The sequence below is a fragment of the Mesorhizobium newzealandense genome (assembly GCF_042682145.1).
GTDB lineage: Bacteria > Pseudomonadota > Alphaproteobacteria > Rhizobiales > Rhizobiaceae > Mesorhizobium > Mesorhizobium newzealandense.
This window is the reverse complement of sequence record NZ_JBHUGZ010000019.1, coordinates 136,364-148,179: the sequence shown is the minus strand read 5'-3', so window position 1 is coordinate 148,179 and position 11,816 is coordinate 136,364. Positions and strand designations below refer to the sequence as shown.

Genomic DNA, 11,816 nt, shown 5'->3' with positions numbered 1-11,816 from the left:
ACGCAACGCCTCAGCGGCGTTGCTGTCCGGAGCCGAGGACAGCAGCGATGCGTGTCTTTGCCTGGAGGCCGGCGACCGCCATCCTGCTCGCCTTTCGCACTTGCTCCACGTTTCCAAGTCTGGCCACGGCCGCGATCTTTTCCACGACGACGTCATAGTCGTCCGGGAACTCTTGTTTGATTGCCTTGAGGATTTGGCTTCCTTGGCTCTCAATCTGTTCGCTTACCTGAGCCGTGGTCAGCGTCTTCGGATCGGGCGAGCCCGCCACTGTCTGGTAGAGATATTTACTGCCGGCAAAGCCGAGCGCCCAGGGCAATACCTTTACCGCAACAAAGGACAAAGCGGCGACCGCCGCCATGCCCAAGCCTTTCCAAGCGTCATCTGGCAACCCTCCCGAGCCTTGTCTCTATTTCGCCCCGAGGCTCATCGCTTTCTTGCGGTCGGCCTCGGCGCGCTTGTGGTTGCCCTTGGCGTCCCACGCCCTGCTTCGCACTTCGTAGGCGGCGGCGAAATCCGGTTTGAGCTTTATCGTCCGGCTCAAATCGGCGATCGCTCCGTCATAATCCGCCTTGCTGATCCGAATCACGCCTCGGCCCAAATAGGCAAAGGGATTCTTGCGATCGAGGGTGAGCGCCTTTTCGAAATCACGTAATGCTGCAACGTCCTCATGCCTGCCCATCAATATGAGGCCCCGATCGGCATAGACCCTTGCGTCCTTGGTATTGAGACTGATGGCTTTTCCGTAGTCAGCAAGCGCCCCGTCGTAATCTCTTTGGAAACTACGGTTCTGACCACGGTCGTAATAGGTATCGGCAAAATTTGGATTGAGCGTGATTGCCTGGCTGTAATCGGCGACGGCATGAGCGTATTCGCCCTTGGATCCCCAGGCCATCGCTCGGGCCAGATAGGCGTCGTGGAATGCCGGAAAGAGCGCAATCGCCTTGTCGTAAAGCGCTATGGCGCCGTCATAGTCGTCCCTATCGAGCAGTGTCCAGCCCTTGCTGAATGCCTGCGCGGCTGGCGAAGCGCTACTTGGCTTGATCGCCTCCTCGCTAGCCTGGCCAGCGGCTTCGTCTGATATTTTTGAGGCGTTCGCCTTCGCCGTCACCGCCAGCTTGCGGCCTTTGCGGGCGATGGCCAGCTTTGGGTCGAGCTTGAGCGCCTGGTCGTAGTCGGCAATGGCTTGATCGTAATCGCCCTTGGCGAACCAGGCGCTGCCGCGCCCGAAATAGGCAGGCGCGTAGCCGGGCTCGATTTCGGCCGCGCGATTGTAGTCGGCGATGGCGCGATCCAATTGGTCCTTCTTGCTCCAGGCAATGGCGCGGCCGAGGTAAGCGTCGAAATAGGCCGGATAGAGCTCGATCACTTTGCCATAGTCGTCGATGGCTCCATCATAATCACCCTTCCCGGCGCGCGACATTCCTCGCCCGACATAGGCGGCGGCCTTCCTTGGATCGAGCGCGATCGCGCGGCTGTACTCGGCAATGGCGCGATCGTATTTCCGCTTTCCATAGAAGGTATAGCCGCGATCCATGAAGGCCTTGAGGTTCTTCGGATCCGAGCCGACGGCACCAGGCGCGACACCGCCTTTCTTCAAAGCAGCCATCGCCGCCTTGCGGGCGACCGTATAGTCCGGATTGTCCGGATTGAGCCTTATCGCCTGGTCGAAGTCAGCAATAGCGCCGTTATAATCCTTGCTGTCGGCCCGTTCTATGCCACGCCCGTAGTAGCTGGGGGCATCCTTGGCATCGATCTCGATCGCCGCCGAATAGGCTGTGATCGCTCGCTGGGTATCGCCCTTCACGTGCCATGCCATGCCCATGCAGAAATATGCATCCAGCACCTTCGGATCGAGCGTGGCGGCCCTGCCGCAATCGGCAAGAGCACCTTCGGCATCCTCGGACGTTGCCTTGGCCATACCCCGGCGAATATAGGCAGAGACCATATTCGGGAGGAGCTTGATCACCCGGTCATAGTCGGTGATCGCCCGATCATAGGCCCCCTTGGCGGACCAGGCATTGCCGCGGCCAAAATAGGCGAGGGGGCTGTCGGGGTCGAGCGCGATCGCCTTGCCATACGCGCCGATTGCCTGGTCATACTGGCCTGCGTTCGACAAGCTGTCGCCGTTCTGCACCGCGACCAGAACACGCGGATCGGTCGCCTGAATGAGCTCCGCAATCCTGGCCGCGGACAAGTCGCCGTCGGATTGGGCATTGTTGTCGGCGTTCTGCGGGGCGAAGGGGTCAGCGCCGGCTGCGGCGGCCGCCGTGTCGCCCTGTCCTTTCGCCGCCACCGCGGCCTTTCGGCTGACGAGGTAGTCCGTATTGTCCGGATCTAGCTTGATCGCCCGGTCGAAGTCAGCAATGGCGCGATCGTAGTCTTTCCTGTCGGCACGCGCCATGCCGCGTCCATAATAGCTGGCGTCGTCCTTCGGATCGATTTCGATCGCCACCGAATAGGCGGTGACGGCACTTCCTGGATCGCCCTTTGCGTGCCATGCCATGCCCTTACAGAAGTAGGCGTCGCGCGCCTTTGGATCGAGTGTCGCAGCCCGGCCGCAATCAGCAAGGGCGCCCTCGGCATCACCTGACGTGACCTTGGCGAGGCCCCGGCGAAAATGAGCCGCGGCAAAATCGGGGGCGAGTTCGATGACCTTGTCGTAGTCGGCGATCGCCTGCTCGTAGGCGCGTTTGGCAGCCCAGGCCCTACCGCGGCCGAAATAGGCGAACCGGTTGTTCGGATCGAACGAGATCGCCTGGTTGTAGGCGCCGATCGCCTGGTCGTACTTGCCCATGTCCAAGAAGGCATCGCCGCCAAGGATCGCTTCCAAGGTGCGCGGGTCGGTCGCCTCCAGCGCCTTCGCGGCCAGCGTGTCTTGCGTGGCCGTAATATTCGGAACGACGGCTCGCGGCTTCGGCTGTTGTGTGTCGGGCAACGGTTCCGGTTTGCTCTCGTCGCTGGAAACTCGATCGCCGCAGCTTCCTGACCGCGTTGGATCGAGGGCTATGGCGCGCCGGCAATCCGCTGCTGCTCCGGCGCTGTCTCCCTTGAGCGTCCTGGCGCGGCTGCGGCCGACATAAGCGTCGGCATTGTCCGGATCGAGGCTGATCGCCTTGTCGAAATCGGCGATGGCGCGTTTATCGTCACCCTTCTTGAACCATGCCGTTCCGCGATTGAGATAGCTTTTGGTATATTGCGGATTGATGTTGATTGCCTGATCGAAGTCGATGATGGCGCGGTCGCTATCACCCTTGTTGAACCACGCTGTGCCTCTGTTGTAGTAGGCCGAGGGCTCGTTAGGGTCGAGGCTGACGGCTTGGTCGTAGTCGGCGATTGCGCGGTCATAGTCGCGCTTGTCATCCCACGCGATGCCGCGGTTGAAATAGGCGATCATGCGGTTGTGGTAGAATTCCCCCTTGTCCTCCGCGATCGGTGTGCAGGCCGCGATGCGCTTGTCCGGCTCGATGTCCTTGCCGACGCAGCCGGCATAGTCCTTCTCTGCCGCGAGAGCCGGTGCGTTGAGAGCGAGAAAGACGGCAAGCCCAGCCGACAGCGGCCAGCTGGGCGAAACCTTCATCAGCGCACTCAATCCAATCGCGGCGGCAGCCAGCCCCGCACCCTTCCAGCTCGCCATATCGCTGGTCCTCCCCCGAAAACCCTGGTCCGCCTTGGCGGTAATCCTCGTATTGTTCCTTATTTGTTCCAAAATGCAAGCATAAATTGTAGTCCTGCCCCAACCGATCGCATGCTCGACGCAGCGGCGATTTAGCGGCGTTTCGACCTTGCCGGTTAACTGCCCGGCAATGGTTGCATGCAATGGTCGCCCTGAGGGATCATTGGGATGCTTGCGTTGCTCATATCAAAAAGTGAAGCCCTTTCGCACGTCAACGACGATGGGATTTTGTCCGCAGCCCGAAAGCGCGAAATCCTGGTCGACTTGCGGGAAGGCTTCTTTCGCGCCTGCGCGCTGGCTTTCGCGGGGCTGTTTGTCTATCGCGGCCTATATCACCTTATCCTCGACCCGACCCGTCTCAATGTGGCGCTGGTGGCGACTTCCGAGATTCTTACCTTCACCTGGCTGCTTCTGTCGCGGCGGCCGCAGGTTCGCGACTGGAACCCGCTCACGGTGGTTGTATCCATCATCGCCAGCTTCGGTGTCGGCTTCATCACCCTGGAGCCAGGCGTGACCATCATCCCGGTCTATGTCGCGGCGCCGCTGCAAGCCCTGGCGTTGGGTTTCGTGATCTGGGGAAAGATATCGCTGGGGCGTTCGTTCGCCATTTTGCCGGGCAATCGCGGCGTGATGACCGGCGGTGCCTACCGCCTTGTACGACACCCGATCTATGCCGGTTATCTGATCGGCCATGTCCTGTATCTGCTGTCGGCCTTTTCCTTCTACAATCTCGCCGTCTACGCCGTCATCACGTTCTTCCAGGTACATCGCATCCTGCGCGAAGAGGCGCTGCTTGCCGCCACGCCGGAATACCGGGACTATATGCAGCGCGTCCAATACAGGCTGTTCTACAGGATCGTCTGACAACAAGTCGCCGGCTAAGGCTGGAAAACGCCAAGCGCCCGCCGCCCCCAAGGTGGCGGGCCTTTTTCATTTCCCGGCGAATCTTCTTCATGCCTGCGCCGCGCGACAATCTCGCGGAACGGTAAGGCCGCTCGAACGTTCAATTCATCGAAACATCGCGTGCGACGATGTTCAAATCGGCGCGTCAGCGTCTACAGGAGCGGGAAAACCATGAGCCTTGGAACCATACTCATCATTCTTCTTGTCATTGCGCTACTTGGAGGCTTCAGCGGCTTCGGCGGTGGTCCGTTCTACGGAACCGGCTACTATGGCGGCGGCGGCCTGGGGCTCGTGCTGCTCATCATCATCGTGCTTGTCGTGCTCGGGCGCATTTAGCCGCGCCGCTCGATCGTCGCCGCGCAATCGCAATCCCGTGACCGCGCCGATGCCGGCCTGCACCGGATTGTGATGTTTGCAAGCCGGCTTGTGATGCGGCTTGTTTCGAAACTTTTGTAAGATGGCCGCGGTCCACACCCCCCGTGGAAACAAGAGGAGAGGGTCCCACCCCTTGTCCTCCTCCAAGGCCCGCTCCGGTTTCGCCGTGGCGGGCTTTTGCGTTGTGGTCGAGGGAACCGGTCTGTGTCGATACCGTTGAGTTGCGGAAGGCTGCCCAATGCCCGTGACGCTCCGGACGACACTCTGCGAAATTCGCGATGATCTTCACGTCCTGCGCCGGATGGTGGCGTCTCGCGGCCATATCGAGACCATCCAAGGAATCGATGCGTTGATTGGTGTAGCGGAGGCAGAGGCCATCAAGGTCATCCGCCGCATCGATCGCGCTGCCTGAACAGAAATGTCGAAGACGGTCGAAACCCGCTGATAAACGACGACAAGATCTGAAGCGCTGGAAGAGCAAAGGCGGCCGCCCGCGCGCTCTTCAACTAGCGCTGTAGCGGGCGGCCGCCTTTGCGGCGCGGTGCTGATCATGGGAGGTTGAAGGGATAGACGCGGGGCACGTCTCCAGCCGCCCTGAGGCGGCTTTCGACGTACCCCGCCATGCGCGTGCCTTGTGGTAGATCTGCGGGTAATCAGCGCCGCAGAAACAATCCGGCGTAACACCGATCTCAACTGGCAAGTCCGGGCTCGGTGTCACGCTCCACTGACGGTGCGCGACTGCATTATCGCATTGTCAGCGCATTCCGTCGACCTTTTCCCCGAACTCCCCGCGGCGCTCCGAAAGGATCGTCGCGGATGCTCATGGGCCGCTTCTTTCTGTGCGGCCGCTGCCGTTCGCAGGTAACGATCTGCCGCAGCTGCGACCGGGGACAGCGCTACTGCGGCCAGGACTGCGCCCGTGCTGCCCGCCGCGAGAGTGTGCGCGAGGCGGGGCGACGTTATCAGCGCAGCCGCCGGGGACGCCTGGCTCATGCGGTCCGGGCCCGACGATATCGGGCTCGGCACAATAAAGTGACGCATCATTCTCCACCTGCATCTCCTGCCGGTTCACTACTGGTCAGTCCCTCGAACGATGTCGTCGCTGCTTTTGCTGACGTCGCCGGGCGGGCGACGACATCGGTCATGCCCACGCCGTGCTGTCGGCGCTGCGACTGTCGACTGTCGCCGTTCGTTCGCACCGGCTTCGTGCGTCGCCGGGGGCCTCGTTATGCCCGTGAAGCTGACTACGCAGACGGAGAGCCCGTATCATGACCATCAGCCCCGAACTGGAAGCGCAGATCCTGCGCCTGTATCACGCCGAGAAGTGGCGCTGCGGCACCATCGCCAGGCAATTGCATGTCCATCACACGACGGTGCATCGCGTTCTGGCCCAGGCGGGATTGCCCCGGCACAAGCCGCTGCAGAGAGCCTCAATCATTGACCCGTATCTTCCATTCATTGAGCAGACGCTGGAAAAGTTCCCCTCGCTGACCGCCAGCCGCCTTTATGCGATGGTGCGCGAGCGCGGCTACCGGGGCTTGCCGACGCACTTTCGGCACCTGGTCGCCCTGCACCGTCCCCGCAAGCCGGCCGAGGCGTTCCTGCGGCTGCGCACATTGCCGGGCGAGCAGGGACAGGTCGACTGGGCCCACTTCGGTCACATCGAGATCGGCAACGCCCGCCGGCCGCTCATGGCGTTCGTGATGGTGCTTTCTTACTCACGCGACATCTACCTGCGCTTCTTCCTCGACGCGCGCATGGAAAACTTCCTGCGCGGTCACGTCGGCGCGTTCAACACATGGTGCGGGCTGCCCAGGGTCCTGCTCTACGACAATCTCAAGAGTGCGGTGCTCGAGCGCCAGGGCGATGCGATCCGCTTCCATCCGACGCTGCTTGCCTTCGCCGGCTTCTATCGGTTCGAGCCACGTCCTGTCGCGGTTGCCCGGGGCAACGAAAAAGGCCGCGTCGAGCGCGCCATACGGCATATAAGGGAAGCATTCTTCATCGCCCGCAAGTTCACCGATCTCGACGATCTGAACGCCCAGGCCGAACAGTGGTGCCGCAACCAGGCAGCCGACCGGCCATGCCCCGAGGACCGGACGATGACGGTCCGCCAGGCGTTTGCGCAAGAGCAGCCACTGCTTCTGCCGCTGCCCGCCAACCCATACCCCGTCGAGGAGCAGGTCGCCGCCAAGGTTGGCAAAACGCCCTATGTGCGCTTCGACCTCAACGATTACTCGGTACCGCATGCTCATGTCCGGCGCACGCTCAGCGTGCGCGCCGATCTCGGCCTGGTCCGCGTCTTCGACGGCGCAAAGATGATCGCCAGTCACCGTCGCAGCTATGATCGCGACCAGCAGATCGAGGACCCTCAGCACCTCAAGGCACTCGTCGCAATCAAGCGCGAGGCGCGCCAGCATCGCGGCCTCAACAGCCTGACCCGCGCCGTGCCGGCCTGCCAGACCCTGATGATCCGGGCCGCCGAGCGTGGCTCCAATATCGGTGCGATCACAAACGCGTTGCTGAAACTGCTTGACCTGTACGGCGCGCAGGAACTGCAGGCCGCCGTCGAGGAAGCTTTGCATGCCGGCGCCTCCCATTCGAGGTCGGTTCGCGACGTACTGGAACGCCGCCGGGTCGCCCGCGGTGCTCCGCCGCCGGTCGAAACGAGCCTGCCCGAACACGTGCGGCGCAAGGATACGACGGTACGGCCGCATCGCCTCGACAGCTACGACCAACTGACCCTTGGAGGCAAAGATGATGAATAATCCCGACATCCTGCTCAACCGGGCCAAGGCGTTGCGCCTCAATGGCCTGATCACCCATTGGGACGAAATCGCTGACGCGGACTGGCTGGCCGCCGTCCTTCAATGGGAAGAAGAGGAGCGCTCCGACCGTTCGATGCGGCGACGCACGCGTGCCGCCAGGCTCGGCCACTTCAAGCAACTGTCCGATTATGACTGGCACTGGCCTCGCCGCATCGACCGCGCCGCCGTCGAGGATCTGATGACCCTGTCCTTCATGAACGATGCCGCCAACATCGTCTTTATCGGCCCCAACGGCGTCGGGAAATCGACACTTGCTCGCAATGTCGCTCACCAGGCGCTCATCTGCGGTCACACCGTCGTCTTCCGAACCGCCAGCGAGATGCTCGGCGAACTCGCCGCCCTCGACAGCGACGCAGCCTTGCGCCGACGCCTTCACCACTACGCCGCCGCCGACGTTCTTGCGATCGACGAGGTCGGGTATCTGTCCTACTCGAACCGTCATGCGGACCTGCTGTTCGAACTCATCAGCCGGCGCTACGAAAAACGCTCAACCATCATCACCACCAACAGACCCTTCGCTGATTGGTCGGAGGTCTTTCCCAATGCCGCCTGCGTCGTCAGCCTCGTCGACCGCCTCATGCACCGATCCGAGGTGATCTCCATCGAAGGCGATTCCTACCGCTTCAAGGAAGCGGCCGAGCGATCAAAGGCACAGCGCGAAAAACGCACCAGCCGCTCCTCCGGCGAAAAGGTGCCCGCAGCATGAAACCAGATCCTCAACCGTCCGGCCTCAGTCGTGGTATCCACTTCCTCATCAATCCCGAATGGACACCCGAACAGGCGCTCGCTGTCTTCGAGCTCCTCAACGATCTCGCCGATAGCATCTGGTCTCACTACGGCGTCCAACTCCAGGAACTTATCCAGGAGCAGCAACGAACACCGACCGATCACAGCGATATCGAAAAAACCCCGTCCTCGCTCTAAAGCACACATCCTCCACACTCGGCGGCCTGCAAAGGCCGCCTTTTTGTTCCGTCCACAAGCACCAAACGCTTGTCGTCGTTTAGACGCGCTTTTGAAAAGCCATCAACACAGAAAGAAGGATCGCGATGAACGTCACGGAGATGACGCGGCTGGATTGCGTCGCCCTGCTGAAGACGCAACGCCTTGGCCGCCTGGCCTGTGTGCGCGACCTCAGACCCTATGTGGTGCCGATCCATTTTGCCTTCGGCGACAACTCCATTTGCAGTTTCACGCTTCCCGGCAGAAAGGTCGAGTGGATGCAGGTCAACCCCCACGTCTGTCTGCAGGTCGATGATGTCGGTGGCCCGCACGGCTGGAGAAGCGTCGTCGTGGACGGCCTCTTCGAGGAATTGCCCAAAGGGCCGGACCTGGATGATAGCGCTGCCGGAGCCGAAAGGATGACTGCCACGATCGACAGCGAGCGCAAATTTGCCTGGTCGCTTCTTGCAAAGCATCCGAACTGGTGGGAACCGGGAGCCCTGAAGCCAGGCGCTGCGCCAGCGGTTTCGGGCAGCCATCTCTTCTATCAGATCAGGATCGAGGCGATATCCGGCAGGCAGGCATCATGGTAGCGGTTTTTACGCTGCTCGCGGCACCCGCGAGGTGAATGTCGCCCGGGTTACCGACACGCTGGTGCCGTCGGTGTCACTTATGGCTTCCACCTTGGCCTCGAGCTGTTTGACCAGCGCCTCGACGATGGCTGTTCCAAGGCCGGTAGCCGGTACGTCGTTGGCGATCTTGCCGACGCCATTGTCCGAAACCGTCAGTTTCCAGTCGCTGCCCGCGGTCTCGTAGCTCACCTGGATGCGGGCGTCGGTCTTCTCCTTGGGGAAGGCATACTTGATGGCGTTGAGGACGAGTTCGGTGACGATCAGGCCGAGGCTGACGGCGCGCTGCGAGTCCATTCTGCCGCCTTCGGCTGTAACGGTAACGTCGATCGGCCGGGCTTCGCCTATCATCGACGAAGCAAGGCTTCCGCACAGTTTCGAAAGATAGGAGCCGACATCGATCTCGTCGATACCGGCCGAGGTGTGGAGATGGCGTTGCACCTCTGCCACGGACAGAACGCGCTGGTGGGCGTCCTTGAGATGCTGGCGCGTCTCTTCCGACGTGACCGAGCGTGCCTTCAGCAACAGGATGCTGGCGATGATCTGCAGGCTGTTAGCGACCCGATGCTCCATCTCGCGCAGCAGGACGTCCTTCTGCCGAAGCAGATCCTCGGTGCGGCTGAGCAGTTCTTCCTTTTCCCGCTCGATCACCCGACGGGCGGTGATGTCGTTGAAGGCGAGAAGGATGGTGATGGCCGGACTGTGGTCGTAAAGCACCTTGCGGGCGTTGAGCAGCATGGTGCGGCGGCCGATGCGCGGGAAATCATGCTCGACCTCGAAGCCGTCCATGGCGGTCTTCTCGGGAATGATCGTCTCCAGCAGCAAGCGAAGTGCTGGAATATCCCACTGACCGTCGCCGAGCGCGTAGAGCAGCGAGCCCTGGGTCTGGGCGGGGTCGACTTCAAATGTCTTGTAGAAGGAGCGGCTGGCCGCCAGTACGCGAAACTGCTCGTCGAGGACGAGAAACGGCTCGGTGATCGTGTTGACGATCGCCTGCGCCAGCGTCTGTGCGTCCTCGATATTCGCAATGGGTTGAAACATGGGCACAAAGCCAAATGAGCGGCGTTCTGCCACTCCAAACAGGAACACTACACATTTGCCCGGCCGCTGTCGCGAAGTGAATCCGCGGGCACGGTGATGTGATGTCTCGCATCTCCGCTGAAAAAAGGCGGGCATTTGGCCCGCCTTCATCCAGCTGTTCTATCCAGGCATGCACCCAAATCGTGTTGTGTCAGTTCGCGCCGCCGAGCTGCTTGGTCATCTTGCAGAAATTGTCATGCGACTTGGCAATGGCCTCGTCGCCACATTCCTTCATCATGCCTGCGCGGTCTTCTTCCTTCATGGCCATCCAGGCGGTCTTGAATTCCGCGTCTGACTTCATGGTCTTCATGCCGGCATCGGTGAAGAAGGGCGACATCTTCGCCGGATCGTCGAGCGCGGACGTTTTGCCAGCAAGAGCTGAGCCAGTCATCATCGCAAGCGCCATCGCGCCCATCGTGAGCATCTTGAAGTTCATCTGGGGATTCCTCTCTGTGAGGTCATTAGAATAAACGACCTGCTGATTAACGGGATCGAGAGAAAACAGTTCCTTGAGATGAATATATATTAAAATGACGTTTTATTTTACCGACCCTGTGTGGAACGCCGCCGAGTCAACTGGATCTGTAGCAGTCGACTACTCCATGTCAGGCACGTCGCCGCTGACGAACAGTGTGTTCGGCGGGCCGTACTCGCCAAGCGCCGGGTCCGCCTCGCGACTCCAGGCGATGACGCCGGCATGTTTTGCCGCCAGAGCCCTGGCGGTGCGGATGGCCCGGTCCTCGCTCTGCTGGTCGGCGGGTCCAAAGGCTGGAAACAATTCGCCATCCTCACCGCGATCGAACGCGACCACGACGATCAGTTTGGGACTTTTCTGGCCTTTTGAATCGGACATCTTGCACCTTTCTTCCGGAACCTATCACAATACAGGAAATTGGGTCGGCACGTTCGATTTCGGGAGGTGGCGTGGTGCGAGACCAGCGTTTCGATGAGCCGGTCAGGATCGCGCTCGGCCGATCGCGAAACTCGATCTTCAATGTGGAGCGGGTCGCTCAGGCCGCCGATATTCTGATGAACCGCTGGCCGGTTGCGACAGGGCAAAGGCACATGGCTGCCCGCAAGGTCTGCCTGGCCGTGCTTGAGGGCAAGAAAGAAGCCTCGGCGGCACGGGCAGCGTTCATCAGCGCCGCGATCGAGGCAGACATCCTCGTTGAACCCCGTGAAGTCTCGATGCCATAGCCTTTCCGGCCAAAATTGCATCAAGACCTGGCTCTATCCTCTTGATTGATTGCGGTCTTTTCGGCGTTCAGGTCGGTTTTTTCGAAGTCCAGATTGCCCGCCGGTCGACGCCTCGCAGGAATTTCCGCACCATTCAGCACCGGCAGGGCTTGCCTTCGGCATGCCGTTGACACGGTATCGACATCCATA

13 protein-coding genes are annotated in these 11,816 nt (G+C 61.1%); 8 read left to right on the top strand and 5 right to left on the bottom strand.

Going from position 1 to position 11,816, the window contains the following annotated elements:
• Positions 1–10 precede the first annotated feature (10 nt).
• Together ACFSOZ_RS29085 and ACFSOZ_RS29080 are read right to left on the bottom strand one after the other, a co-directional pair.
• The gene (locus tag ACFSOZ_RS29085; RefSeq protein WP_379103719.1) at positions 11–358 is read right to left on the bottom strand and encodes a hypothetical protein; all 348 of its coding nucleotides are present in this window, start codon (positions 356–358) and stop codon (positions 11–13) included.
• A 48-nt stretch (positions 359–406) separates the two neighbouring features.
• Complete coding sequence (locus ACFSOZ_RS29080; protein ID WP_379103717.1) at positions 407–3,634, bottom strand: tetratricopeptide repeat protein; 3,228 nt, start codon at positions 3,632–3,634, stop codon at positions 407–409.
• A 267-nt stretch (positions 3,635–3,901) separates the two neighbouring features.
• Here ACFSOZ_RS29080 and ACFSOZ_RS29075 point away from each other — a divergent pair, with 267 nt between their 5' ends.
• The 7 genes from ACFSOZ_RS29075 (at position 3,902) to ACFSOZ_RS29045 (ending at position 9,314) form a co-directional block, all read left to right on the top strand.
• Positions 3,902–4,537 (top strand): methyltransferase family protein, encoded by a 636-nt coding sequence (locus tag ACFSOZ_RS29075; protein WP_379103715.1) that lies wholly within the window; start codon positions 3,902–3,904, stop codon positions 4,535–4,537.
• Positions 4,538–4,747: 210 nt separating this feature from the next.
• The gene (locus tag ACFSOZ_RS29070; protein WP_379103714.1) at positions 4,748–4,912 is read left to right on the top strand and encodes a DUF3309 family protein; all 165 of its coding nucleotides are present in this window, start codon (positions 4,748–4,750) and stop codon (positions 4,910–4,912) included.
• A 277-nt stretch (positions 4,913–5,189) separates the two neighbouring features.
• A complete protein-coding gene (locus ACFSOZ_RS29065) occupies positions 5,190–5,363 on the top strand; it encodes a hypothetical protein (RefSeq protein WP_379103712.1) in 174 nt (57 codons plus the stop codon).
• 856 nt (positions 5,364–6,219) lie between these two features.
• Positions 6,220–7,719 (top strand): IS21 family transposase, encoded by a 1,500-nt coding sequence (istA, locus tag ACFSOZ_RS29060; RefSeq protein ID WP_095085188.1) that lies wholly within the window; start codon positions 6,220–6,222, stop codon positions 7,717–7,719.
• Positions 7,709–8,485: an IS21-like element helper ATPase IstB gene (istB, locus tag ACFSOZ_RS29055; protein ID WP_206073656.1), complete on the top strand. Its 777-nt coding sequence runs from the start codon at positions 7,709–7,711 to the stop codon at positions 8,483–8,485. Before istA ends, istB begins: the two co-directional genes overlap by 11 nt.
• Complete coding sequence (locus ACFSOZ_RS29050) at positions 8,482–8,703, top strand: hypothetical protein (protein WP_379016657.1); 222 nt, start codon at positions 8,482–8,484, stop codon at positions 8,701–8,703. The genes istB and ACFSOZ_RS29050 overlap by 4 nt, the downstream gene beginning before the upstream one ends.
• Positions 8,704–8,828: 125 nt before the next feature.
• Entirely contained in the window at positions 8,829–9,314 is a 486-nt protein-coding gene (locus ACFSOZ_RS29045) for a pyridoxamine 5'-phosphate oxidase family protein (protein ID WP_379103710.1), read from the top strand.
• A gap of 6 nt (positions 9,315–9,320) precedes the next feature.
• Here the strand turns inward: ACFSOZ_RS29045 and ACFSOZ_RS29040 are convergent, their stop codons facing one another.
• The 3 genes from ACFSOZ_RS29040 to ACFSOZ_RS29030 form a co-directional block, all read right to left on the bottom strand.
• Positions 9,321–10,391, bottom strand: coding sequence for a sensor histidine kinase (locus ACFSOZ_RS29040; protein ID WP_379103709.1), 1,071 nt, complete (start codon positions 10,389–10,391; stop codon positions 9,321–9,323).
• A gap of 190 nt (positions 10,392–10,581) precedes the next feature.
• The gene (locus ACFSOZ_RS29035; RefSeq protein WP_379103707.1) at positions 10,582–10,866 is read right to left on the bottom strand and encodes a hypothetical protein; all 285 of its coding nucleotides are present in this window, start codon (positions 10,864–10,866) and stop codon (positions 10,582–10,584) included.
• 159 nt (positions 10,867–11,025) lie between these two features.
• Positions 11,026–11,283: a hypothetical protein gene (locus ACFSOZ_RS29030; RefSeq protein WP_379103705.1), complete on the bottom strand. Its 258-nt coding sequence runs from the start codon at positions 11,281–11,283 to the stop codon at positions 11,026–11,028.
• Positions 11,284–11,354: 71 nt separating this feature from the next.
• Between ACFSOZ_RS29030 and ACFSOZ_RS29025 the strand changes: the two genes are divergently transcribed.
• A complete protein-coding gene (locus ACFSOZ_RS29025; RefSeq protein WP_379103703.1) occupies positions 11,355–11,627 on the top strand; it encodes a DUF982 domain-containing protein in 273 nt (90 codons plus the stop codon).
• Positions 11,628–11,816 lie beyond the last annotated feature (189 nt).